Below are 24,765 nucleotides of genomic sequence, written 5' to 3'. Positions count from 1 at the left end.
TGCCCGCAGTGACGTGAACCAGTCAACCAGAGTTGTCCGCCTCGAGCGACCACGGTGCAGTGCACTGAAGGCACGAGTCGTCACTCCGAGGTAACGAGCACTTTCGGTCGGGCGATTCACGAATCATCACCGAACGTGCCCTCGGCAACTGGAGCAACGATGTTGAAACGGATACTCGCCGCAATCGTCCTCGCCGTCGGTATCGCCGCGGTTGCGGCTCCGGCCGCATCAGCAGACCCCGTGTACTACCTGCCGGGCCCGGTGGACGCGACCGACTCGTTCGTCGGTGTCCTCGATCCCGCGGCCTACGGTTCTCGCAGCGATGCTTCCTTGCTCATCAGCCCGTATGGCACGTCCCAACCCATCCGCTGCTCATGGGCCCGCGGACAGGGCTTCTGCAGTCAAACCGATCTCTGGGGCAATCACGTCACCCTGAACCGGCTCTTCTTCGTCCCGGGGTCAGCGACGTACATGGACCGGCCGGTGTACGTCTTCACGCCCTGACGAAGGGTCTCTCGGGTCGATCACTTCTGGAGAAGAAGTTCACTGATCCTCGACCACGCATCACGATCGATCCAGGACGGGTTGGCCTGCTGAGGTGACCGGAACACTTCCAACTCGGGGAAGTGAAAAAGTTTCTCCGCAAGAATGGGTTCGTCGAACAACGAGATGTCCGTGGGCACCTTCCACCGCTCGCCCGGCACCGCAACACCGGTCAAGTGACCGGCTCCCCACACACCGCGCCGCCGAGGGCCACTGACCCAGAACAGAACCGGGTGGCCCTCGGCCATCAAGCGAGTTCGATAGTTGTCCGCAACGCACCACCATTCGTGTGCCTTACCCGAGGCAACCATTGGCGCAAGATCCGTGGACGCGGGATTGCACTTGATCACCCAGGCACCCAACGTAGCGAGAGTAATAGGGCGGTGGTTCATCAGCACCAGTTCACGCGACCGGACCCGGCTCGAGCAACACTGCCACCACCCTGCACAGGTGCCGCACCTCGGACACCGTGGGCGCCAGTTCGTAAGCGTGGTGGTGGCACACGTTGCTGAGCCGGTTCCAGGCCATCGCGGCAGCGTCTGCGCGTTCGGCAGTGTCCAAGGACCGAAGAACGACCAGCTTCGACCGCATGTTCGCGCCAGGTGCATCGACGCCGAGTGCACGACAACGCTCGTCGACCAAGTCCTCCAACGCCTGCCGCGCCAGAAAGGCAGCAAGCCGCGCAGAGCTCCCCGCTGCACCCACACTCCCGTCGAGCAATCTCTCCGCGTTGCGCAGCGAAACGGCGCTCATGCCTTCAGCATTCCGTCGACCATTCGGCCCAAGTCATCGACCGCGATCGAATCGACGGTCACTGTTGCACCGTGTACGCCGGCGTTGGCGAGTCTGAGAGTAGGGTGCCGTTCAGGTCGATAGCTGAGCCACCCGGCCACATCCTTGTCGGCGTCGCCGTGCACTGCCAACGCAAGCCGTTGCCGAGTCTTGTGCACTTCGCCCCAGCGCTTCTCCGTTTCCTCTCGACTCTCCCCCGCCCTGTGCCGATTCGCGTAGAACAATTGCTGTGCAGCCGATTCGAGTGCCAACCGGAACAATCCCGGCGCTACCCGGCGTTTCACGTCGTCGGGAACTCCGTCGTCTTTCACGAGCGCACGGACGTCGGAGACGTACCGCTTCGCTTGATTGAGCGTCTCCTTGACGTAGATCTTCGAGCCGGTCTCACGCGTGACTTCCACCAACCTGGCATCGACGGCCATGTGCCGGATGGCGGTGGCGAGTCGGTCGTCGTGAGAGAAGACCACGACCTGACGGGTCTCGGCCAGTCTCGACAGGACGCGGATGAAGCCGTCGATCTTCGCCGGATCCATTGCCTGGATGGGATCGTCGAGCACGATGAACCGGAACGGACTGTTCGGCGTCGTCGCCCGCGGAATGAACAACGCCAGCGCGAGGGCATGCAACTCGCCCTGACTCATCACTGACAACGCCTCCGACGGCGCGCCATCGACCGTCCCCTTCAATACCGCTTTACGACGAGTACTGCTGCCCTCCAGATTGATTGCTCCGATGTCGACGTTACTTTCCTGCCGGAGTTCGGCCCAGATCTCGCGCGCCTGCTCCGCGATGGGCGCCAGCCGCTGATTGCGGAGATCGGCCGCATGAGCGGTCATCCACTTCTTGGCGGCATCGAGAGTCTCCACGACCTCATCGGTCTCGGCGGCCTTGTTTTCCATCTGCGCCCACGACGCCAACCGCGATGCAATAGGCGCCCACGTGTCCTCCCGCGCCTCGATCGCATCGAGAGCTTCCTGCCTCAGCGCCGCACCCGACGCCACCACCGCAGGAAGCGTGACGGACAGATGTTCGGCGAGATCGGCTTCGGACGCCGCACGCACCGCCGCGACCGCATCGCGATACGCCGCCGCCGATGGCAGGTCGACGTCCCCGGCGTCGGCCAGTTCGTCGACCAATGCCGCCGCGTCCCGACGGGCTCGGTCCAGGTCGCGCCGACTCTGTTTGTACTGCGCCAGCGTGTCGTCCTCCGCGGAGATCCGCCGCTGTGCAGACTCTGCCCACGCGTCGTCGAGTGTCCCGGTGGTGCAGACGGGGCACTCCGATGCGCCGGTCTTGCCGTGAAGTTCGAGTGCCGCACCGAGCAGTGCCGTGCGTCGTTCGGCAATGTCGAAGGCGTCGTTCGCCAACACCTGCGCGCCCGCCGATGCCGACCGAAGAGCCCCGACGACGACGTCGACCTGGGTGTGGAGCGGGACGGACAACGCAGTCACAGCACGCAGACCTGCCAGCTCCGGCGCACTGCCCGTGTCGCTACCCGTAGCCAGGGCAACCACGGCTCCGACGTCGATCGAACGCTTCTTCAACAGCGCCGCAGCCTTGGCTGCTCGCTCGTCGGCAGAATCCGCGACGATGCGCTTGAGCGACGCCAGCTCGCCCTTGACCTGCTGGCGAGGGACTCTGGCGAGTTTGAGTGCTGCGGTGAGACGCTTCTCGGCGTCGGTGATCTCCTCGAGTCCGAGGAGTTTCGCGAGCGCGTCGTACAACATCGACGGGCTGTCCTCGATCAAGCCCCCGATTTCGTCGTAGGACAGGATCGGGCGATGCAATTCGACCGCCGACTTCCAACCCAACGCATCGGTGCCCGCGATGCGCTTGGCTTTCCCGACCTGCGTCCACGTCGCGTTGTCTTCGAGTGACGCGTCTTTCGCCCAGTCGACGCCGACGACGGTAGGGTCCGAGCCCTCGACCGTGAGTCCGACGCGCACGAAGCACTCCGACGACTCGTGTAGGTTCTGCCAGGTTTCCTTCCACAACGCAGCCTTCTTCTCCCACCGGTAGCTCTTTCCGGTGACAGCGAACTCGAGCGCCTCGGCGAAACTGGACTTGCCCGAACCGTTGCGGCCGCTGACGATGGTGATGCCGGGCGCGGGATGCAGCGTCAGCTCCGACTCAGGCCCGATACCGCGAAACCCTGCGACCGCGATGGACGTCAGAAACGCTCCGACCGGATCAGCCTCGATCTCACCGTGAGCGGCCCGACGAGCCTGCAGCAACGTGACGCCGTCGAGCTGATCGCTCAGGGCTTTGTCGCCTTCGAGTGCCGCGAGCACCAGGTACTTCGCGTCGTCGGCCAAATGTCGGTCCTCGTCGATGGCGTCGAAGACGACCTCCATGAGCGGTCTGTCCACGGCCTCGTCAGGCTTGGTCATCGGCACTCCCCTGTCGTGTCTGTCTGATTCCCGAACCAGACCCCACAGTTCCATACGAGACCGACACACGTACCTCGACTACATCCAGCAACGGCATGGAAACCGAGTTACCTATTTGTTGCAATGTATGAAACGCTGATACCTTCCAGGGAGATCGCTCACCGACACGGAGAGTCCCGATGACCCCACCGACGCACCCGTTCGACATGACGAGCCTCCAGGCCGCACTGCGGGCCGTTCTACCGAGCCTGCGAGCCAGTGACGCGTCGGTGATCCGCGCCGTTCTCGACGAACCAGAATTCGTCCAGACTGCATCCACCGCCGAAGTGGCCGAGCGTGCCGGCGTGTCGAACGCGACGGTGGTGCGCGCCGCACGTGCAGCCGGTTTCACCGGTTTCAGCGATCTCAAGTTCGCCGTGGCTCGAGCCTCCGGTGGCGCAGGGATGTTCGTCCCACCTCCGCGGTTGACGGACATTCGAACTCCACACGAATTGGTCGAATCCATACTGTCCAGCCATGTCAGTGTCGTGGAGGCAGTACGGGGCACACTCGACGGAGCAGTACTGCAGAACGCCGTCGAGGCGGTGAACCGCGCGGGCCGCATCCTGGTGTCGGGTTCCGGAACGTCCGCCGCCGTCGCAGCGGACGCAGCCTTCCGGTTCTCCTCGATCGGATTGATGGTCCAGGCCCCCGTCGACCACCTGTCGACGCTCGTCGTCGCGCGCCTCCTGCGGCCATCGGATGTACTTCTGATCGTCAGTCACACCGGGATCACTCCGCAGACCGTGGCGGTGGCCGACGCTGCGCGGCATGCGGGCGCGACCGTCGTCGCCATCACGAGTTTCACGGCGTCGCCACTCGTCGACGTCGCCGAGCACGTATTGGTAGCCGGCGGATCCGAACTCGATCTGCAGCTCGCTCAGTCGAGCAGCCGATTGGCGCATCTCACCGTCGTCGACATGCTACATGCGGGAGTTGCGTTGGCAGACATGGAAAGAACTCGCCGTGCGGAATCGATGGGCTTCGATACTCCTGCAGCGGACCACCGGTGAACAATGTAGCCCTGGGGTTCGTAGGGTTGGCCGCAGTGCTGCACGCTGTGTGGAACATCGCCGCCAAACGATTCACCGGCGACGCAGCACTGTTCGTGTGGGTGTACATGACAGCCTCAGCGCTACTCTGCCTCCCTGTCGCGTGGGTTCTCGGCGACTGGACCCCGTCGTGGGCCCTGGTTCTCGGACCGCTCGTCACTGCCATCCTTCACATCGCATATTCCATCACCCTTCAGATCGGTTATGCACGTGCCGATCTCAACGTGGTCTACCCGGTGGCGCGTGGTACGGGACCGTTGATCACAGTGATAGTTGCGGTCGCTGTTCTCGGTGAGCGACCCGGGGTCCTTCCACTGCTCGGCGGCATCGTCATCCTGATCGGAATAGTCGTCGTGACGGGCTTTCGCCGAGGACAGAGTGGTTCGACCCGAACCGGGGTGCTCTTCGGCACCGCGACCGGCGCGGCAATTGCTGCCTACACGCTGTGGGACCACTTCTCGGTTGTCACACTGCACCTCGCCCCGATCACGTATTTCGCTCTGGCAGTGTCGATGCAGTCCCTGCTGCTCACTCCGAAAGCCCTCGGTAAGGGCACCGAAATTCGGCAGCTGCTCCGAACCTACTGGCGTGAAGTCTCGGTCGTCGCAGCGTTGTCCCCCGCTGCCTACATTCTGGTTCTGATTGCCATGAAAACTTTGCCGCTGTCGGTCGTCGCCCCAGCACGCGAGTCGTCGATCGTCATCGGTTCCCTGCTGGCATGGTGGCTGTTTCACGAGGCCAATCCGGTACGGCGCCTAGCTGGTTCCGCAGTGGTACTCGGCGGGATCGTACTGATCGCAGCAACTTGACTCTCCCCAGAGTCCCGCGTCGTACGACGGCGTCGACGCCACCCACTCCGATTGCGTCCGTCGCGTCCATCCAGCGCAGCTAGGCGACCGCCTCGTTGCCCTGTGCGGCCGAGACCACCAGATTGCTCGACGGCACTGCGTGGCCGGACTTCACGGCTTCGGTCCAGTCGGCGGTAGTCGTCACCGACGCGAAGTTGGACTGGTAGAGCACCATCAGCGCCGTGTGCAGTTGTTCGGCCGAGACGGTTCCGGCCTCGTTCGACAGGTTGATCGCGCCGGTGGCGTCGGACAGGATCTCTGCGGTGAGGCCGAGGACCTCGGTGTCCGCCGACGTCGCGAGGTCGCAGTTGTTGGTCATGTAGCCGACGATCGTGACGGTGTCGACGCCCTCGGATTTCAGCCACTCGGCGACGTCCGTGCCCGCGAACACACTGCTGAACTTCTTTTCGACGCGCTTCCATGACGGCTGAAGCTGGGCCTCGATAACCGGGTGCAGGTGGTAGGTGGGTGTTCCCTTGACGAAGGCGGGCGAACCTTCCGGCATCTCGTGTTGCACGATCGCAACGGGAAGACTCTGCGCTGTAGCAACGTCGAGTGCGCTGACGATGTTGGCAAGCGATTCGTCACGAGGTGGGTACTGAATCTTCAGCGATCCCTCGAAGTATTCCTGCTGGACGTCGATGACGATGAGTGCGCGGCGTGGTGTGGTCATGTTCTTCTCCTGATCGGGGGCGTTCGACAGCGTCGAATCCAATCCTGCGCTGACACGGGTTGTGCGCACGAGTGGCACGGATGCATACTTTCGATGAAATAGCGCCAAACGACGTGGGGGGCCGATGAAGATCGCGCTGTACGCCTTCGACGGAATCACGATGTTCCACCTCGCAGCCCCGCTGATGGTGTTCGGAGAGGTGGCACGGCTGAATCTGGCGTCGGACTGGGACACGCAACTGTGGTCCGATCGTGCGGGATCCATCCTGACGACGGAGGGCTACACACTCGGCGACATCGCGGACCCGAGCACCGTCGACTGGGCGGACATCGTCATCGTCCCGTCGTGGCCGGAGACGCTTCCCCCGATCGGCGCTGCACTGGCGGACCAACTCCGCACCGCGCACGCGCGCGGAGCGCAGATCGCAGGCCTGTGCCTCGGATCTTTCGCCGTGGCCGACACCGGACTGCTCGGCGGCCGCACGGCCGTCACGCACTGGACCAAGATGCGCGATCTCCGCGAACGCAACGCCCAGGCCGACATCGACGAATCCGTCCTCTACATCGACCACGGTGACGTCATGACCTCCGCAGGCACCGCGTCGTCGATCGATTCATGCCTCCACATCGTCCGCAAGCACCTCGGTTCTGCAGCGGCCACGCGCGTCGCACGCAGTCTCGTCGTCGCGCCGCACCGCGAAGGCGGTCAAGCGCAGTACATCGAGCGGCCACTGCCCAAGGCCGCCGAGGACACCGCTATCGCCGACGTGATGGAGTGGGTCCTCGGCCGACTCGACGAGCCCCTGCCCATCGAGCGACTCGCCCAACGGGCACGCATGAGCCGACGCAACTTCATCAGACAATTTCAGCTGGCGACCGGATCGACGCCAGCGAAGTGGGTCCTGGATCAGCGACTGAACGAGGCAAGGACATTGCTGGAGACGAGCAGTCGCACCATCGAACGCATTTCTGCCACATGCGGATTCGGCAGCGCGGTGACCTTCCGCCAGAACTTCGCGTCGGCGTTCGGGGTGAGTCCGACGGCCTATCGTAAGCAGTTCGCTCCACTGCTTGATCGCTCGAATCACTCGACCGGGCAGCGAAGAGTACGGGGTACTTGCCCGTGACTGCGCGACTCCGACGAAGATGAGCATGTGACCCTGTGGATAGTGGCAGCCGGCGTGGAACTCGCCGTCATCGTTGCGCTCGGAGTGCTCCTCATCGTCTCGCGCACGAAGTTGAAGGACACACGAGTGGCCCTCGAACGCGCACGCCGGGACTCGCCCCGGCGTCGGCGACGCGGTTTGGTCCCGCTCGCAATCCGAACCACCTTCAACACAGCCGACTCACTGATCCAGAAGGGCTTCGGAGCCACCGTGCGCAACTCGGTCGAAGACCTGGCAGGTTGGGCGCAAGTCGAACGCCCGGACCTCGCCAGGATGACGGCCGACGGTGACGTGGTGGTCGTCTTCTCGGATATCGAAGGCTCGACGGCACGCAACGAAGAACTCGGCGATCGTGGATGGTTGAAGTTGCTCGAAAAACACAACCGGCTGATCACGACACACGTCGAGCGGCACGGCGGCCACGTCGTGAAGAATCAGGGCGACGGGTTCATGATCGCGTTCTCCGACGCGGCGCAGGCAGTTCGGTGCGGAATTCAAGTCCAGGACGCGCTGCGCGCCAAACCCGACAAGTGGAGCGGCATCCGTGTGCGCATGGGTATTCACGTCGGCAGCTCTGTCCGGCGGGGCGACGACCTCTTCGGGCTCAACGTCGCCATGGCGGCACGTGTCGCCAGTCAAGCCGAGGGCGGCGAGATTCTCGTCAGTGAACCCGTCCGTCGCGCACTGATCAAGGCGTACGACATCGATCTCGGCACACCGCGCGAGGTGGAACTCAAAGGGATGAAAGGCAGTTTCGAGTTGTATCCGGTGGAGCTGCCGGCCTTGCCCGCAGCCCCCGACGTCGTCGAAGCGGGTTGAGAGGCAGACCATCTCGAACCCGACGTGCATATCGTGACGGGGTCGTGACATGCACTCCGCTAACAACGCGTCGACCCACCCCGATGTTCTGCATGGAAGTGTTGCACTCCGCAGCCACCGGTGAGGACATGCGATGACGCGAATCGTGAACGTGAGATACCGGCGGGCACGACATGCCCTCGTCACCGCGTGTGCAATCGCCGCGCTGACCGCATGCGGAACGACGAACGACGAAGCCGCGCCCTCGCTGTCGTCGGCAACCTCGTCTCAGCCGACGACAGCCGTCCCACCCACCGTCACCGCCGTCGATCCCGCCGACTTCGCCATGGAGACCCGCGACGGAGTCGAATGGGTGTCGCCGTCGCGCAACATCTACTGCCACATCACCGAAGGCGAATTCTCGTCGGGATGCCAAGCAGCCGACGCGCCGGTCCCGGACGGCGCCAACTGCACCAACCCGACCTTCACGGTCGACCAATTGTCCAAAGGATTCTTCCTGTCCCCCAACAAGGCGACTCCCAACTGCTTCAACCAGGGAGTGTTCGGCGGCGACCCCGACCAGATCCTGCCGTACGACCACTCCATCAGCTACAACGGTTTCACCTGCACGTCGAGAGAGGACGCAATGATGTGCGACGCAGGCGGTGGACACGGGTTCGTACTGTCCATGCAGGAAGCTCGCGCGTACTGACGGCTCCATCGCTTGGATGGTTCACCCATACGGCCGGATAGCCAGGGTGCGCCATCCAAGCGGGAAGCGAGCCAGAGGACTTTCGCCTGAATCGCCGTCAGGGCACCAACACCACACCGATACCCGGAATGAGGGTGTCCACCCGCGGCGGCCCCCAGTATTCGCGCGAATGAGTCACGACGATGGCAACCGGCCCTGCACCCGTCTTCGCCACCACCTCCGTCGGCAAACCCTCTCCGGTGAGCTCGAGCGGAACGTTGCCGTTCGGAATCGCCGGATCGTACGGCGGCCTCTCGTAACCCGACAGCTCCCAGTGCCGCAGACCCTCGGAACCCGTTGCACCAGTAGCTAGATTGCGCCAATGCACCGTCAAGAACCGATAGGGATACTGGGGGTCCCACGCAGCGACGTTCGCAGCGGAGATAGTCACGACACCAGGCTCTGCTCCGACGGTGGTCTTCATCGGAATGGTCTGGAACAACCCACCCGGCACAGCACCCGGAGCGATCTGAAAGCCGGTGACCACCGGAACCGGCGTGATGCTGGTCTGCGGCGCCGCGGCAGCCGTGCCCGCACCCAGGACCAGCGAACCGAACAACGCCGTCGTTACCACGGCTCTTCGCAACACTTTTCGCATAACCTCTCCCCTTTCGTGAGTGAAATGTAGGCCAGGGCCTACATTTCCACTCACGACACCTTCGCAAAACGGGCGGCAGCACGTCTACCCATACACCGATTCGTGACGGGGTTGTGACACCGTCGCTTTCGTGCTGTCCCTGCAGGAGGCAAGAGCGCCCTGACTGGAGTGGGGAATCCTAGGTGGGTGGAAATCCACAGCGAGCCATGGATTTCCACCCACGAAGGGCATCACCGATCAGCCGAAACCCGTCCGTCGACCAATTCGAGGAGCTCGGTCGCAGCGGCGGCCGAGGAGTTGGGGTTCTGCCCGGTGATCAAGATTCCGTCGCGAACGACGTACGACTCCCAGTCTGCGCCCTTGCTGTAGGCAGCGCCCAGCCCGACGAGCTCGTCCTCGACGAGGAAAGGGACAATGTCGGTCAGCCCGACGCCGTCTTCTTCGGTGTTGGTGAATCCAGTGACTGTCCGACCCTTGACCAGCGCGCTACCGTCGGATCCTGTGACATGCCGCAGTACACCCGGCGCGTGGCAGACCAACGCGACCGGGATGTCGTTTCGCAGGGCGGTTTCGATCAGCGAGATCGAGTCACGATCCTCAGCGAGGTCCCACAGCGGTCCGTGCCCGCCCGGGTAGAAGACTGCGTCGAAGTCGGTGACGTCGACGGAGTTCAGCAGGACCGTCTCGGCAAGCTGAGCACCGGCGGCCTCGTCGGCTTCGAATCGGTGCGTGTCGTCGGTCTGGAAATCCGGTTCGTTGCTCTTGGGATCGAGCGGCGGCTGACCGCCCGCCGGTGATGCCAGCGTGATGTCCGCGCCCGAGTCCTTGAATCGGTAGTACGGCGCGGCGAGTTCTTCGAGCCAGAACCCGGTCTTGCGGCCAGTGCTCCCCAGGGTGTCGTGCGAGGTCAAAACCATCAGAACCTTCATGTTTTCCACCTTTGTTCTTGTAGTAGACCGGTCGTCTACTAACGGATACAGGTATGCACGATAGGCACACCGCAGCTCAGATACCCAGAATGCTTTTCGACAGCACCAGCGCACCGTCCATCGACTCGGTAGTGCGACTCAGCTTGGCCGTGACGCTCGCGCCGAGCCACAGATCGTACAAAGACGCCGCCACGAGGCGCGGGTCTCCCCCGAACGAGACCGAACCCTCCGCCACGCCTGCGCGGATGGCACGTTCGATCCTCTCGGTGATTGCCGCGATGCCGTCCCTCAGCGCGATGCGCATGGACTCCGACAAGTCCGCCACCTCCGCACCCAGCTTGACCGCCAGACATTTCCCCTGGCAGTCGAAACTGCTCTGCGATTCGATCCACGACTCGAAGTAGTCCTCGATCCGCTGTGCCCACGTCCGATCTTTACGGCTCAGGATTGCGTCGAAGTCCGCCAAGTAGTCCGCGAAGTACGACTTCAGCATCGCCTCGCCCAGCGCATCCTTCGATGCGAAGTGGTAGTAGAACGAACCCTTGGGAGCGTGCACCGCCGTCAATATCTGACTCAAACCAACTGCTGTGTAACCTTTTCGAGCCATCAGATCCCGAGAGCACGCAATGATTGCCTCACGCGTATCGGTAGTTTCGATCTCTGGCATGACCCTTACCGTACACGCTAGTAGACCGGTCGTCTACTAGTCGGGGGCTTCAATGGCTTCGTACGATCGGACAGCCAGATAGGGTTACCGCTCGAACGGGCTGTTCATGTCGAAACCCGTTGTGAGTGGAAATGTAGGCCCTGGCCTACATTTCCACCCACGTGGGGTCAGGCGATGAAGCCGGCCAGAGCCTCGTTGAGCGTCTTGCTCGGACGCATGACGGCGGCGGTGGCTTCCTGGTCGGGGAAGTAGTATCCGCCGATGTCGACGGCCTGCCCCTGTACCTCGTTCAGTTCCTTGACGATCTGCTCTTCGTTCTCCGCCAATGCCTTTGCCAGTGGCTTGAAGTGCTTCGCCAGATCCGCATCCTCGGTCTGTGCGGCGAGCTCCTCCGCCCAGTACAGAGCGAGGTAGAACTGGCTTCCGCGGTTGTCGAGTTCGCCGGTCGAGCGCGACGGGCCCTTGCTGTTCTCGAGCAGCTTTCCGGTGGCTGCATCGAGTGCCTTGCCGAGAACCGTTGCCTTGCCGCCGGTCTTGGTGCCGAGGTCTTCGAGGCTGACCGCGAGAGCGAGGTACTCACCCAGCGAGTCCCACCGGAGGTGGTTCTCCTCGATGAGCTGCTTGACGTGCTTCGGAGCCGAGCCGCCTGCACCGGTCTCGTACAGTCCGCCGCCTGCCATCAAGGGAACGATGGAGAGCATCTTGGCAGACGTGCCGAGCTCGAGGATCGGGAACAGGTCGGTCAGGTAGTCGCGGAGGATGTTGCCCGTCGCGGAGATGGTGTCCAGCCCGCGGATGAGGCGCTCCATCGTGTAGCGGATGGCGCGGACCTGCGACATGATCTGGATGTCCAGACCCTCGGTGTCGTGATCCTTCAGGTACTTGCGCACCTTGCCGATCAGCTCGTTCTCGTGCGGGCGGTACGGGTCCAGCCAGAAGACGACCGGCATGCCGGACTCACGGGTACGGCGTACGGCCAGTGCAACCCAGTCGCGGATCGGCGCATCCTTGACGATGCACAGACGCCAGATATCGCCCTCTTCTACGTTCTGAGTCAGCAGAACCTCGCCCGTCGCCAGGTCGGTGATGTTCGCGACGCCGCCCTCGGGGACCTCGAACGTCTTGTCGTGCGAGCCGTACTCCTCGGCCTTCTGCGCCATCAGACCGACGTTGGGAACGGTGCCCATCGTGGTGGGGTCGAACGCCCCGTTGGTCTTGCAGAAGTTGATCATCTCCTGGTAGATCCGGAAGAACGTCGACTCGGGGCTGACTGCCTTGGTGTCCTTCGGCCGTCCGTCCGCGCCCCACATCTTGCCGCCGCTGCGAATCATCGCGGGCATCGATGCGTCGACGATGACGTCGCTGGGCGAATGGAAGTTGGAGATGCCGCGCGCCGAGTCGACCATGGCCAGCTCGGGGCGCTTCTCGTGACACTTGTGCAGATCGTCGATGATCTCTTCACGCTGCGCGCTGGGGAGGGACTCGATCTTGCTGTAGAGATCCGAGAGACCGTTGTTGACGTTGACGCCGAGCTCCTCGAACAGCTCGCCGTGCTTGGCGAACGCGTCCTTGTAGAAGACCTTGACGGCGTGTCCGAAGACGATGGGGTGCGACACCCGCATCATCGTGGCCTTGACGTGCAGGGAGAACATGATGCCCGTCTTGTAGGCGTCCTCCATCTGCTCTTCGTAGAACTCGATGAGCGCCTTCTTGCTCATGAACATGCTGTCGATGACGTCGCCGTCGGTCAGCGACACCTTCTCCTTGAGGACGACGGTCTTGCCGCTTTCGGTCAGCAGCTCCATCTTCACCTCGCGGTCGCCGTCGACCGTCATCGACTTCTCGCCGTGGTAGAAGTCGCCGTGACGCATGTGTGCGACGTGCGTACGCGACGCAGGCGACCATTCGCCCATGCTGTGCGGGTGCTTGCGGGCGTATTCCTTCACGGCCTTCGGTGCGCGGCGATCCGAGTTGCCTTCACGCAGAACAGGGTTCACTGCACTGCCGAGGCACTTGGTGTAGCGGTCGCGGATCTCGCGCTCTTCGTCGGTCTTCGGGTTGCCCGGGAAATCGGGGATGGCGTAGCCCTTGTCCTGCAGCTCCTTGATGGCTGCGAGCAACTGAGGGACCGAGGCGCTGATGTTCGGCAGCTTGATGATGTTGGTGTCGGGGTCCTGGGTGAGGCGCCCGAGCTCGGCCAGGTTGTCCGTGACGCGCTGGTCTTCGTTCAGATAATCGGGGAACTCGGCGAGGATGCGGCTGGCGACAGAGATGTCAGTGGATTCGACGTTGATCTCGGCCGCGCTGGCAAAAGCACGTATGACCGGCAGAAACGCGTGAGTCGCCAACATCGGCGCCTCGTCGGTCAGGGTGTAGATGATGGTCGGCTGTTTTGCTGTCATGTTCGCCTTTGCCTCTGTTTCAACGTCGTCTTTTGGATGCGTCCACCTCCAACTTTAAACTTGCCGACGCGAGTCCGTGCGGGGCAGTGTTGGGTACGGCTTAGTTACCCATCGGTAGCCCCGTCGGCGTCGCCGAGCAGGGCCTGCTCGTCACCCCTCGGCAGTGCGAGAACGCAGTTTTCGGTACCCGACCGCGGATTTTATGACCACAACTACGGTGGCGACGAAGACCGCCGCGAGCAACACCCAGAACGCAACGGTCACGTCCGGCGCCCACAACCACATCGCCGACAACGTCCCGCCCGCCAAGGCCGGAACACCGATCACGGCGCCGACGATCACCGCCCCTCCCACCACGACAGCGGCGACGCCCCGAACGATCGCACCCACAGCAGACCGCTCCCCCGTACCGCGCACGACCGACCAGCCCGACGCCGCCAACAGAACGGTCGCGAGTCCGAGCAGGACCCCCAACACCGCCGGCGCCATGGACGACGGCAGATCCGACGCGGATCCGTCGAGCACCAGGGTCGTCACGTTTCTACCGACGGAAGCCACACGCTCGGCCTCGATCTCGCCATACCGGTTGGTGGCCAGCACGATTGCCCTGTCCTCCCCTGGCACCAACGCGACGTAGGTGTAGTAGCCGGGCACCGCACCCGAGTGCCACCACACGTCGTGGCCCTCGATGTCCTCGTTGTACAGACCGTCGCCGTACGCCGTGCCGTGCCCGGTGTCGGTCGCCACCGGATCACCCAGGTTGCCCAGTCGCCACGACGCGTACCGGCCGAGATCGTCGATCGTCCCGGCCAGATATCCATAGCCGAGGCCTGCCGAATCCACGCCCACGTCCACCGACCTGGAGGTCCCGAAGAACGGAACGTGGCCGTCCGGGACGGCCGCGGTGTACGCGTCGGGATCGGTGATGGTGCCCGACGCGCCCGCGGGATCGAGAACGTACCGTCGCATCGCTTCCGCATACTGCCCAGCGGTGACCTGCTCGACCACGGCCTGCACGAGCAGATAGTTGAGGCTCGAGTACCGGAACGTGCCGCGCGGGCCGATGCTGCTCGGTTGCTGCATCGAGTCGACGGCGTCGGACGCGGATTCCCGACGGGTCCAGTCGTCGGTGACGGAGACGTCGTGCGGTAGCCCACTGGTGTGACGTATCAGGTCGCCGACGGTGACCTGTGGGTCACCGAGCAGATGCTCGGCCTGCGGCAGGACGTCGACGACGACGGTGGCGTCCCGAAGAAGGCCGTCGGTCTCCAGACCTCGTACGGTGGCCGCCGCGAGCTGTTTCGACACCGAACCCCACACGAAGGGGGCGCCTGCCTCCGGTCCCGACGAGGCGTCGTCGACGAGTCCCTCGGAATCGACGATCTGCACGGCCATACTCGGTGCCCCGATGTCCGAGGCCCATCGCTCGACCTGTTGCTGCAGTGAGGGCGGCGGAGCCGCATCGGCGAGCATCGTCGAACCGGCGGCCACCAGGAGGAGCAGAACCACCAGGAACCCACGTCGAACAACCGTCACCGCACTCGCTCCCCACCCGAAGTCGTTTGCCCCTCGCATCTTGACGGTGCAGCAACCCCACCGCAACCCTGAGCCCACCCAGTGGACCCGCACCCGTCGGACCAGCAGTTATCATGACTCGGATAGTTCAAAACTTTTCCAGTTCAGGAGGCCTCATGATCGAGGATCCTGACTTCGACACGGAAGTGAACACGTCCTGGGCAGTGTTCGCTGCGCGCCTGGGCCGGTATCTCGACGGCATGCGCGCACCTCAGACCCTCACCCTTCTGTCGGACTCGGTCTGGCAGGTGAGCGGACTGTCGGTGGTTCTCGCCAAGGACCGTGACATCGTCGACGCGGTGGCGCACGTCCCCAGGTCGCTGCTCGACGCACGTACTGCGGAGGAGCGAACGACCCTCGCGTACGCCCGGTGGCGCGCCAGCCCGGCCCGGTCGCACCCGGACGGCACGGAGCTCAGGATCAGCGGCAACGGCACGCCCATTGCCCGCACGGTCATGACACTGTTCCGGGATTTCGGACGGATCAGCCACCCATCGTTCCTGGCGCTCGACGCCACCGGCGCTTCGCCGGGTTGGATCCTCGACGGAGGCCGAGCCCGAACGGACGATGATCTGACCTCGCGAGTGTTCGCCGTGCTGGGACCTGTGGCCGTGGACCGCCTCGTCCGCGGCGCGCACATCCGAGTACTCGACGACGAGTCCGTCGTCGAGTACTCGGCAACCTACAACGCTGACCCGCTCACGCCCGCGTCGACACTCCGGCTGGCAGAATCGTGGCCCGACATGGCATTTCGCGTCGGGACCGACGCGCTCACCGTGGTAGCGCGCGTCGATTGCTCTCCGTTGGTCGAGGAACACCTTGTCCGTAAGGCACGGATGTTCACTCGATTTCTCGACGAAGTAGGCCCACGCTTCACGAATCGAGTGTCAGGGAGCGCAAGCCGTCGACGCTGATGTCACGCACCACCGAAAGACTCGATCCCCAGCGCCGCGGCGACCGTCGTCATTCAATCGAATGACCACGATTCTGGGGGGTACGGGACACGAAATCGCAGATCACTTGCATCGGTGCATGACTCGACCCTGAAATCGGAAATGCGGTGTCGGTTCGCGCAGCTACAGTGACGTGTGAATACCGAGTCGGGTTGTCGACTCACTGCACACAGCAAGGAGGTTCCATCATGCCCACGGAACCTGATTTCGACACCGAGATCGATATCGCATGGACCCAGTTCTCGCACCGACTGAGTACATACGTCGCAGCGATGTCCGACGGGGATTCGCTCGCGATCTGCACCGGCCGCGGGATCCCGAGCGAACGCGACGACCTGTCGATGATCTCTGTCAACGCATCTTCGACCGACTTGGTCGGCACCCTCGAAGGCACTCTTGCTCAATCGTTCTCGGACATGGATCGACGCACGTTGGCACATGCCGGGTGGTCGGTCGGAGCAGAAGATCCGGCGGGATTTCGAATCGTCGGGGGTGCGGAGGTGATCGCCGGTGCCGTTGTTGCCATGCTACGCGATTGCCGCGGCATCGTGCACCCGACAGTTGTCGCTGCCAGCGCTGCGGGTGCTCCCCTGGCGGACGTTTTCGACTCCAGTTCTGCCGTGGAAAGCTGGGAAACCAGGAATGCCCACGATCGATTGGTCGAACAGGTCGACGCGGCACTGACCTCCATTCTGGGCTTCAGACCGATCAAGGACGACAATGGCGACGTTCCTTTCGGAGACAGGGGCATCGAGTCCTACCTCCGAGTCTGTACGTCCGAGCCTGTCGTGGAGCTCTCCACGACCTTCGCCGCACACCCCCTCTGTCACGACGGCGCAGCGGTCGCGGCAGAGTACGCGCAGGTAGCGCCCGACCTCAAGTTTCGTGTCGCGGAGGACTGCGTCATCGCGTCCGCTCGCGTCGATTGCTCTCCCCTGGTGGAAGAGCATCTCGGCCGTGCAATGGGATCCTTGCTCAGGTTCGTCGAGGATCATGGTGCCGAGATACTTCGACGCCTGTCCGAGACCTCGTCAGCGCTCCGGACACCTCCCGAGTTGCGGACCCTCGTCGAACTCGAATCAGGTGACGAACTGACACCGGAAGACGTTGCGCTCATCTGCCACAACGACCGAGACCGCATTCTCGAACTGCTGCAGTTCGCTTCTGCTCCGGACGCCGACATGAAGGACACCGACATGAAGGACACCGTCCTGACGTCACTTCGCAACGCGCTGCGGTACGTAGTCCTGACTTTGCCACGCACGCAATCCGTCACCTGATCGCATGAGTCCGGCCCACCCGATCGATGGGCCGACCTCATACGCTTCGTTCACTCCCCACGCGCTCGGCGACGATCCTCTTCCGAGAAGCCCTGCACCGGGGGCGCTCCCATCACCGAGGCGCGCTTGCGACTCTGGTAGCTCGCCACCGAATCGAACGCGGACGTGACGCCCACGGTGGTGGACACGTACGTCATGGACTTGTCACGGGCGAAGCCGAGGTCGGTGCCCACGTCCACTGCATCGATGTTGGCGCCGAGAAACACGAAGTCCCACTGATAGTCCCGCTCCTGCTGTTCGATGAGGGCGCGAACAGCCGTGTTGCTCCACTCCTTGCTCGCGTTCTCGTGACCGTCGGTCATCACGAGGATGGTGACCGAACCAGGACGCTCGTTCTCGGGTGTGGCCGCGAGCTCCGAGCCCACGTCGGTGATGAGCCGGCCGATGGCGTCGTACAGCGCCGTCATGCCCCGAGGCTCGAGCACGAGAGGCGGAACAGAATCGATCGGCTGCGAGCTGTAGACCATGTCGTAGCGATCGTCGAACTGCGCAAGAGTGACCACCGTGTCACCCTCGTGCGCACGCTCTTTCGCGATGAACGAGTCGAAACCACCGCGAGTGTCATCCGCAATGGCGTTCATGGAACCCGAGCGGTCGAGCAAAGCGGCCACCAGAGACAACTGTGGATTCGTCAAAGAAAACCTCCTGAGAAAGTGCGCGGACTCGCGCAGACGAAGCGGGTGAAGCTGATGAAGGGAACCGTACCGAGGGGTACCGACACGTTTGCCCGCTATCCTCGGACAAGGCAAAACGGACACGACGACGAGTAGGCAAATTTCATGGCGATCGACTACACCCGCAAGCCTTCGACCCCGGCGACGCCCGCGGTGAGCCTGAGCAAGGTGACGCTGTCCAAGTCTGCTCCCTCGGTGAGCCTGACGAAGGCCGGCGAGTCGCAGGGCACGATGCGCGTCAATCTGAACTGGTCGACGGGCGCGACACCCGCGCCGAAGAAGAAGGGCTTTCTGGCGAAGCTGGCCGCCGCGTCCTACGGGACCGGAGGCGTCGATCTCGACCTCGGCTGCCTCTACGAGCTCGCCGACGGCTCGAAAGGCGTCATCCAAGCGCTCGGCAACAGCTTCGGAGCCGTCGATCGCGCTCCGTACATCGCACTCGACGGTGACGATCGCTCGGGCACTGTCGTCGGCGGCGAGAACATGCACATCAACCTCGCCCGCCCCGAGATGTTCAAGCGGGTCCTGATCTTCGCGATGATCTACGAGGGCGCCCCCAATTGGGCCGCAGTCGACGGCGTCGTCACCCTGTTCCCGACCTCGGGTCCACAGGTCGAGGTGAAGCTCGAGTCGGACAGCAACTCCGCTCGAATCTGCGCAATTGCGTTGCTGGAGAGCGGGAAACAGGGAGTCACCGTAACCCGCTTGGTGGAATACATCCAGGGCAGCCAGTCGGATCTCGACAAGAAGTACGGCTGGGGAATGAAATGGGCTGCGGGACGAAAGTAGCCGAAGGCGATCGTCCCGCAGTGCCCGTAGCCGCCACTACATCACCACGCCCCTTTCGGGAGATCGGTCTGACCGCACGGCTATTATGTGTCGACCGGCTGCACGGCGTGATCGTAGTCGTCGTCGATCAGTGTCACGGTGCGGTGTTCGCGGTCGAGCAGTGAGGCCGCGATCGAAGCTCGGTAGCCGGAGGCGCAGTGCACCCACACGTCGCCGTCGGGGACCTCTCCAAGTCGGTGTGGCAGTTCGTGAAGGGGGATATTCACTGCACCGGGGATATGGCCCTCCGCGTACTCGGACTGTTGACGTGTGTCGAGCACAGTGATATCGGAGTCGATTGCGGCAAGTCCGGCGAAGTCGGACACCTCGTAGGACCGCACGTGTCCGTCGCCGGCGAGTGAGTGAATCTCACCGACAGCCGAACCGGAGGGGCGGTCGATTCCGACGCGCGCCAACTCTCTTGTGGCCTCGTCAATTTGATCGGAGGTGTCACCGATCAATGTCAGCGGTGCACCCCACTGGTAGAGCCATCCGAGGTAGGTGACGAACGTCGTCGACAGCTCGAAACCGAGGGAACCGTCGAGATGCCCAGCAGCGAAGGCGGTCCGCGCCCGAAGGTCGACGACCCACTCTCCGTCGTCGATGCGCCTGCGTAGTTCGTCGGGGTCGACGAGTTCTGGGGTGGACAGATCGATCGGGGCCGGACCTACGGAGTTGATGACACCCATGTGGGCGTAGTACGCGGGGTAGGCCGACAGTCCTGCGATCAACTCGTCGACGTAGGTCTGTTCGTCCTGCGTCAGGGCCGGGTTCGACCGCCGCTGTTCGCCAATGGTCGACGAGTCGCCGCTGGTGGGGGTCGCGGAGCAGAAGCTACCGAACCCGTGGGTGGGGTAGACCTCGACATCGGCGGGCAGCTCGGCGGCGATACGACGGACCGAGTGGAACTGCGCATGGGTGAGCTCGTCGGTGTGCTCGGAGCCGAGCAGGTCGGTGCGGCCGGTGGATCCGTACAGCATCGAGCCGCCGGTGAAGATCGCGACCGGCTGTTCGCCCAGGTGTAGTACGTAGCTGACGTGATGATGTGTATGGCCTGGCATGTGCATGACCTGGAACGTCGCCGATCCCGCTTCGACGACATCGCCGTCCCCAACTGCCCGTCGCTCGAATTCGACCGGATCGCCCTCGGGCACGACGTATTCGGCTCCGGTAGCGCGCGCGAGTTCGAGCCCGCCGGTGACGTAGTCGTTGTGGATGTGGGTCTCGAGTACGTGGGTGATCGCGGCGTTCTTCTCCGCTGCCAATGCCAGGACGCGGTCGATGTCACGTTGGGGATCGATCACGACGGCGATGCCGTCGTGGCTGATCAGGTAGCTGCGGTCGCCGAGACTCGACGTTTCGATGATGGCGATATCTGGATCGGTCGTGCTCATGGGTACTCCTACGGTGTTGGCGGGTCGGCCTCGTTTCTGACGTGGAATGTGTCGTTCAGGCCAGTGCGAGGAAGAGTTTTTCCAGTTCTGCTTCGGTCATGGGTTCTTTGTTGTCTGCGGTGTCGCCGGTCATGCATTCGCGGAGGCCGGTGGCCACGATCTTGAAGCCGGCTTTGTCGAGGGCGCGGGAGACGGCGGCGAGTTGTGTGACAACGTCTTTGCAGTCGCGTCCGTTCTCGATCATGCCGATCACACCGGCGAGCTGGCCGTGTGCGCGGCGCAGACGGTTGAGTACCAATGCGATGCTGTCTTCGTCGCCGATCATTGCGGTCTCCTGAGGGTGTGTGGTGGCGGTAGAGCTTCCAGATTACCCCCGGGGGCATCGGTTCGGTGTAAGCGGTCGTTCATGAAAGAACGAGGGTGTCGACAAGTACGTAGCCTGCGACAACGAACACCAGACAGGCGAACCACTTCCGGAGCCCGTCGGTGTCGATGCGTGTGCTCAGTTGTCCGGCAACCAGCGAGCCTGCGATCGCAGCACCGGCGAACACGGCTGTCAGTGCCCAGTTCCCGCCGAGCCCGTCGGCCTGAGCGATCAGTCCGGCGGCGGAGTTGGCGACGATCACCACCAGCGACGTTCCGACGGCGACGCTCATCTCGATTCCCAGCAGCAGCACCAGAGCGGGGATGATCAGAAATCCTCCGCCGACGCCGAACAGTCCGGTGAGGACACCGACCCCGAACCCGGTAGGTATGGACCGTGGTGCGCATCGTCGCCAATCGATCCCGGATTTTCCTGTCTTGCATGCAGTTCCGACATCGTCGGTGCTGCGCAGCATCCGCGCCCCGGCGATGATCATGACGATCGCGAAGCCGATCATTACTGCGGGCTCGGGCAAATGCCTGCCCAGGGCGCTGCCGACCAGGGTGCCGACGATACCGGTGGCCGCGAAGATCGCCGCCAGTCGCCACTCGACGAGCTTCGCCCGCACCTTGGGGATGGCCCCGGTCGCCGAGGCGACACCGATCACCAGCAAGGATGTCGGTATCGCCTCCGACAGGTCCATTCCGAGGGCGTAGACGAGAACCGGGACGGCGAGGATCGACCCGCCGCCACCGAGGAGACCGAGCAGGATGCCGACGGCAACGCCGAGGACCAGTGCCAGGGCCAGGGTCATCAGCTGTGGGCTGTGTCCTGGCCACCGAGTGCGTCGATGGCGGCCTGGAGCTTGGTGGTGGCCTCGGCGGCAACGTCGGACAGGGCGGGTTCTCCGGTCGCTTGGACCATGATGTCCGGGTTCATCGCTTCGACGAAGATCGACCCTGATGTCGCGGTGTCGGCGCGCACGACGACATTGCACGGCAACAGCAAGCCGATCTGGCGCATTACGCCGACGGCGCGGTGCGCGAGGGTTGGATTGCAGGCACCGAGGATCAGGTACCGCTCCATATCCTCCCCGAGTTTGGCCTTCAACGTGGCCTGCATGTCGATTTCGGTGAGAACGCCGAATCCCTGTTCAGTCAGGGCGGCCTTGACGGAGTCGACTGCGGTGTCGAAGTCGGTGTCGGCCAGGGTGGTCGAGAGTGCGATGCTCATGAGGCACGTTCCTTTCGGTAGTCGAACTGAGGTGAATCGGGCCTACCCGTTTCGGGGCCGACGAATACTTGGCACGCCCGCTGTGGTGAGGAGTGCACTGGCCGGGCACCAGCCGACCGCGGCGTAGAGGGCGAGGTTCGCTGCAGCGAACGCACTCAGCAGTCGCCATTGCGGTGCGTGCAGTTCGCCGAGGACCAGGCCGGTGGCAGTGACACCGGCAGCGAGGGCGGGAACAATACGTTCGATCGGCCATCCTGCGAACGCGGACGAGTGGGAGGTGCTCGGGTCGACCATGGTTGCTCTTTTCGGTGTGGTGGTGAGGGTGGTCAGTGCGAGAAGCTGATCGAGGGCAAAACTTTGCGCAGCCAGGCCGGCGACCACCAGGCGGCATGACCGCTCACACGCAGTAGGACCGGGAGCAGGATCAGTCTGATCAAGAAAGCGTCGAGCAGTACCGCGACACCGAGAATGATGCCCATTTCCTTCGGTGGGAGAGGATCGGAGAGCGCGAAGGTGAAGAACACAGCGACCATCACCGCAGCGGCGGCGAAGATGACCCGGCCGGAGTGGGCCAGCCCGTCCACCTGGGCGGCTTTCGGGTCCCCGGTCTTCTCGTAGTGCTCTTTCGCGGTGGCGAGCAGGAACACGGTGTAGTCCATGGCGATGGCGAAAATCATCGCGAAGAAGAACACCGGACCCCAGCCGTCGAGAAACCCTTGTGGGGTGAAGCCGAGCAATGACGCACCATGCCCGTCCTGGAAGATCAGCTTCGCGACCCCGAACGCCGCGGCGGTCGAGAGCAGACTGACTGCGGTGCCGAGGATCGCGATCAGGGGCGCCTGCAATGCCACGAGCAGCAGAACGAACCCGAGGGCCAGGATGATCCCGATCACCAGCGGAAGATAATCGTTCAGAGCCTGCTGCAGATCGAGGTTCTCCGCAGGGGCACCGCCGACGAGCGCAGACTCCGGCAGCTGTGCGCGCAGGTCATCGAGGATTGTGCCCATTCTCTCGCCCGAAGGATCAACGGTGGGAAGCGCCTGGAGCAGTGAGTAGTTCGAGCCGTCTGCGGCTGGTTGCGGTGGCGTGACCATCGAGATGCCGTCGACGGCGCTTGCTGCGTTGGCGGTGGCGTCGGAATCCGAGGAGGGGGCGATGATCTGTAGTGCGCCGGGTGCTCCGTCACCGAACTGAGCCTGGACGAGCTCGTAGCCCTGGCGGACCGGTGCATCTTCTGGGACGACGGAGATCGATGGCATCGCGACTTTCAGTCCGAGGACCGGCAGCGCCAGGGCGATGAGTATGCCCACGGACACCAGCGCGAACGGCCAAGGGTGCTTGTGCAACAGTTCTCCCCAGGCTGCGAACTTCGGGGAGCGGTGCTGCTGACGCTTGGCGTATGGCAGGGATGCGGCGTTGACCTTGGAGCCGAGCGCTCCCAGCGTGGCGGGAAGCAAGGTCATGGTGGCGATCAGCACGAACGTGACAGCGAGCATGATGCCCACGGCCATGGTGCGCACCGCCGGTGCGGGAACAAGCAACACGGCGGACAGGCTCACCAGGACCGTCAGTCCGGACAGGACCACGGCTTTGCCTGCGGTGTCCATGGTTTCGGCGACCGCAGCACGTGGATCGGCGTTGCGCAGTGCGTCGCGGAACCGGGCGACGATGAACAGGGCGTAGTCGATGCCCAGGGCGAGGGCGAACATCATCGCGAAGTTCATCGCCCACACCGAGATCGGCGTGACCCCGTTGAGCAGCACCAGCCCTCCGGCGGATGCGACGAGTCCGGCGACGGTAAGCAGCAGTGGCAAACCTGCGGCGACGAGTGATCCGAAGGCGAGCACCATGATCGCCAAAGTGACGGGCCAGGAGAATAGTTCGGCCTGAATCATCGCATCGTGGTTCGCTTTGTTGAAGTCCGACCACAGGGCCGAGGATCCGGTGGGATAGACCTCGATACCGTCGCCGGACAGTGCGGTGAGCTCGCCTTTGACCTCGTCGACGGCTTTGACCATATCGTCGGTACTCGCGTTGGCGCCGGCGACGATGATGCCGGTGTGTCCGTCCGGGCTGATGGTCATGCCCGGTTGAGGGGCGACGATGTCGCCGAAGCGGGCGTCACCGCCGAACACGGCCGCGACGTCGGTGAGCGTCTTCTGCATCGCTACGTCCTCGATCGTGGCGGTGTCGGAATGCACGACCACTTGTACTGCTGCGGAGGAGTTTCCGCCGAAATGCTGCTGGGCCAGTTCCCGGACCTGAACGGACTCCGACCCGTTGGCCTGCCAGCCGGCCCCGGCCAGCGATGAGAACACCGATGGCGCTGCAGAACCCAGGGCGATGAGGGCGATCAGCCAGGTTCCGAACACCCATCGGCGACGTGCAACCATCGCGCTTCCCAGGCGGCCGAGCGCGCCGGGTGTGGATGGGCGATCGCGATCATGACGGCCGGTAACCGTCGCGGTAGCTGGCTTGGTCAACGTTCCTTCTCCTAATACGGGTGGGGGTATGCAGCAAGGCCAAAGAGGCCCAAAGTTTTCTCGACGCGTTGTTCAGGGGAGGGTCAGCGACGAAAAAGGAAACGGACGAAGCTCTTGCGTGAATCGGGATCGGACGCCCCGGTGGAGCAGGAGCACTGCCGCGGCCGCGGAACATTTTCCATCACGCTGTCGATATGGCGACCGCAACCGGCCCAGGTTGGTCTTACCGCACGCCGGACACGAGACGGGGTAGCACATGGCAGTCCTTTCTGGC

25 protein-coding genes are annotated in these 24,765 nt (G+C 63.6%); 9 read left to right on the top strand and 16 right to left on the bottom strand.

From position 1 onward, the window contains the following. The first annotated feature begins 159 nt into the window (after positions 1-159). On the top strand, positions 160-504 hold the full coding sequence (locus tag ACFULT_RS21055; RefSeq protein ID WP_378482331.1) for a hypothetical protein: 345 nt from the start codon (positions 160-162) through the stop codon (positions 502-504). A 20-nt stretch (positions 505-524) separates the two neighbouring features. On the opposite strand, the gene ACFULT_RS21050 is transcribed toward ACFULT_RS21055, so the two are convergent. From ACFULT_RS21050 to ACFULT_RS21040, 3 genes are read right to left on the bottom strand one after another with little or no spacing between them, the layout of a single operon-like run. Further along, positions 525-905, bottom strand: coding sequence for a hypothetical protein (locus ACFULT_RS21050; protein ID WP_378482330.1), 381 nt, complete (start codon positions 903-905; stop codon positions 525-527). A gap of 40 nt (positions 906-945) precedes the next feature. Further along, positions 946-1,296, bottom strand: coding sequence for a hypothetical protein (locus ACFULT_RS21045; RefSeq protein ID WP_378482329.1), 351 nt, complete (start codon positions 1,294-1,296; stop codon positions 946-948). Beyond that, positions 1,293-3,725, bottom strand: a complete 2,433-nt coding sequence (locus tag ACFULT_RS21040; protein WP_378482328.1) for an AAA family ATPase — start codon at positions 3,723-3,725, stop codon at positions 1,293-1,295. The genes ACFULT_RS21045 and ACFULT_RS21040 overlap by 4 nt, the downstream gene beginning before the upstream one ends. A gap of 179 nt (positions 3,726-3,904) precedes the next feature. On the opposite strand from ACFULT_RS21040, the gene ACFULT_RS21035 reads away from it, so the two are divergent. Together ACFULT_RS21035 and ACFULT_RS21030 are read left to right on the top strand one after the other, a co-directional pair. After that, positions 3,905-4,777, top strand: coding sequence for a MurR/RpiR family transcriptional regulator (locus ACFULT_RS21035; protein WP_378482327.1), 873 nt, complete (start codon positions 3,905-3,907; stop codon positions 4,775-4,777). Next, positions 4,774-5,625, top strand: coding sequence for an EamA family transporter (locus ACFULT_RS21030; RefSeq protein ID WP_378482326.1), 852 nt, complete (start codon positions 4,774-4,776; stop codon positions 5,623-5,625). The genes ACFULT_RS21035 and ACFULT_RS21030 overlap by 4 nt, the downstream gene beginning before the upstream one ends. Before the next feature lie 79 nt (positions 5,626-5,704). Here ACFULT_RS21030 and ACFULT_RS21025 read toward each other — a convergent pair whose 3' ends face one another. Next, positions 5,705-6,337, bottom strand: coding sequence for an isochorismatase family protein (locus ACFULT_RS21025; protein WP_378482325.1), 633 nt, complete (start codon positions 6,335-6,337; stop codon positions 5,705-5,707). A gap of 124 nt (positions 6,338-6,461) precedes the next feature. Between ACFULT_RS21025 and ACFULT_RS21020 the strand changes: the two genes are divergently transcribed. From ACFULT_RS21020 to ACFULT_RS21010, 3 genes are all read left to right on the top strand, one after another. Beyond that, the gene (locus ACFULT_RS21020; RefSeq protein WP_378482324.1) at positions 6,462-7,463 is read left to right on the top strand and encodes a GlxA family transcriptional regulator; all 1,002 of its coding nucleotides are present in this window, start codon (positions 6,462-6,464) and stop codon (positions 7,461-7,463) included. A 27-nt stretch (positions 7,464-7,490) separates the two neighbouring features. After that, positions 7,491-8,321 (top strand): adenylate/guanylate cyclase domain-containing protein, encoded by an 831-nt coding sequence (locus ACFULT_RS21015; protein ID WP_378482323.1) that lies wholly within the window; start codon positions 7,491-7,493, stop codon positions 8,319-8,321. A gap of 133 nt (positions 8,322-8,454) precedes the next feature. Then, positions 8,455-9,012: a hypothetical protein gene (locus ACFULT_RS21010; protein WP_378482322.1), complete on the top strand. Its 558-nt coding sequence runs from the start codon at positions 8,455-8,457 to the stop codon at positions 9,010-9,012. 97 nt (positions 9,013-9,109) lie between these two features. On the opposite strand, the gene ACFULT_RS21005 is transcribed toward ACFULT_RS21010, so the two are convergent. The 5 genes from ACFULT_RS21005 to ACFULT_RS20985 form a co-directional block, all read right to left on the bottom strand. Further along, positions 9,110-9,640 (bottom strand): hypothetical protein, encoded by a 531-nt coding sequence (locus tag ACFULT_RS21005; RefSeq protein ID WP_378482321.1) that lies wholly within the window; start codon positions 9,638-9,640, stop codon positions 9,110-9,112. A gap of 239 nt (positions 9,641-9,879) precedes the next feature. Further along, positions 9,880-10,578 (bottom strand): type 1 glutamine amidotransferase domain-containing protein, encoded by a 699-nt coding sequence (locus ACFULT_RS21000; RefSeq protein ID WP_037105068.1) that lies wholly within the window; start codon positions 10,576-10,578, stop codon positions 9,880-9,882. Positions 10,579-10,654: 76 nt separating this feature from the next. Further along, a complete protein-coding gene (locus ACFULT_RS20995) occupies positions 10,655-11,245 on the bottom strand; it encodes a TetR/AcrR family transcriptional regulator (RefSeq protein WP_378482320.1) in 591 nt (196 codons plus the stop codon). A gap of 167 nt (positions 11,246-11,412) precedes the next feature. Further along, complete coding sequence (locus ACFULT_RS20990) at positions 11,413-13,647, bottom strand: NADP-dependent isocitrate dehydrogenase (RefSeq protein WP_378482319.1); 2,235 nt, start codon at positions 13,645-13,647, stop codon at positions 11,413-11,415. A 150-nt stretch (positions 13,648-13,797) separates the two neighbouring features. Continuing rightward, positions 13,798-15,183, bottom strand: a complete 1,386-nt coding sequence (locus tag ACFULT_RS20985) for a serine hydrolase domain-containing protein (protein WP_378482318.1) — start codon at positions 15,181-15,183, stop codon at positions 13,798-13,800. 155 nt (positions 15,184-15,338) lie between these two features. On the opposite strand from ACFULT_RS20985, the gene ACFULT_RS20980 reads away from it, so the two are divergent. Beyond that, positions 15,339-16,136 carry a hypothetical protein gene (locus ACFULT_RS20980; protein ID WP_378482317.1) on the top strand — a complete coding sequence of 266 codons (798 nt, stop codon included), beginning with the start codon at positions 15,339-15,341 and terminating at the stop codon, positions 16,134-16,136. Between the two features lie 227 nt (positions 16,137-16,363). Beyond that, positions 16,364-17,455 carry a hypothetical protein gene (locus ACFULT_RS20975; RefSeq protein ID WP_378482316.1) on the top strand — a complete coding sequence of 364 codons (1,092 nt, stop codon included), beginning with the start codon at positions 16,364-16,366 and terminating at the stop codon, positions 17,453-17,455. A 50-nt stretch (positions 17,456-17,505) separates the two neighbouring features. Here the strand turns inward: ACFULT_RS20975 and ACFULT_RS20970 are convergent, their stop codons facing one another. Next, positions 17,506-18,150, bottom strand: a complete 645-nt coding sequence (locus ACFULT_RS20970; protein ID WP_342585470.1) for a VWA domain-containing protein — start codon at positions 18,148-18,150, stop codon at positions 17,506-17,508. 144 nt (positions 18,151-18,294) lie between these two features. On the opposite strand from ACFULT_RS20970, the gene ACFULT_RS20965 reads away from it, so the two are divergent. After that, complete coding sequence (locus tag ACFULT_RS20965; protein ID WP_037105056.1) at positions 18,295-18,978, top strand: Tellurium resistance; 684 nt, start codon at positions 18,295-18,297, stop codon at positions 18,976-18,978. 83 nt (positions 18,979-19,061) lie between these two features. On the opposite strand, the gene ACFULT_RS20960 is transcribed toward ACFULT_RS20965, so the two are convergent. From ACFULT_RS20960 to ACFULT_RS20935, 6 genes are all read right to left on the bottom strand, one after another. After that, entirely contained in the window at positions 19,062-20,411 is a 1,350-nt protein-coding gene (locus ACFULT_RS20960; RefSeq protein WP_378482315.1) for a rhodanese-like domain-containing protein, read from the bottom strand. A gap of 55 nt (positions 20,412-20,466) precedes the next feature. Further along, complete coding sequence (locus tag ACFULT_RS20955; RefSeq protein ID WP_027494148.1) at positions 20,467-20,736, bottom strand: metal-sensitive transcriptional regulator; 270 nt, start codon at positions 20,734-20,736, stop codon at positions 20,467-20,469. Between the two features lie 79 nt (positions 20,737-20,815). After that, a complete protein-coding gene (locus ACFULT_RS20950) occupies positions 20,816-21,589 on the bottom strand; it encodes a sulfite exporter TauE/SafE family protein (RefSeq protein ID WP_378482314.1) in 774 nt (257 codons plus the stop codon). After that, the gene (locus ACFULT_RS20945) at positions 21,589-22,008 is read right to left on the bottom strand and encodes a DUF302 domain-containing protein (protein ID WP_378482313.1); all 420 of its coding nucleotides are present in this window, start codon (positions 22,006-22,008) and stop codon (positions 21,589-21,591) included. Before ACFULT_RS20945 ends, ACFULT_RS20950 begins: the two co-directional genes overlap by 1 nt. Before the next feature lie 42 nt (positions 22,009-22,050). Further along, the gene (locus tag ACFULT_RS20940) at positions 22,051-22,302 is read right to left on the bottom strand and encodes a YgaP-like transmembrane domain (protein ID WP_378482312.1); all 252 of its coding nucleotides are present in this window, start codon (positions 22,300-22,302) and stop codon (positions 22,051-22,053) included. 32 nt (positions 22,303-22,334) lie between these two features. After that, positions 22,335-24,401 carry an MMPL family transporter gene (locus tag ACFULT_RS20935; RefSeq protein WP_378482452.1) on the bottom strand — a complete coding sequence of 689 codons (2,067 nt, stop codon included), beginning with the start codon at positions 24,399-24,401 and terminating at the stop codon, positions 22,335-22,337. Between the last annotated feature and the right edge of the window lie 364 nt (positions 24,402-24,765).

The sequence above is a fragment of the Rhodococcus sp. NPDC057297 genome (assembly GCF_042667435.1).
GTDB lineage: Bacteria > Actinomycetota > Actinomycetes > Mycobacteriales > Mycobacteriaceae > Rhodococcoides.
This window is presented reverse-complemented; position numbering and strand designations above follow the sequence as displayed.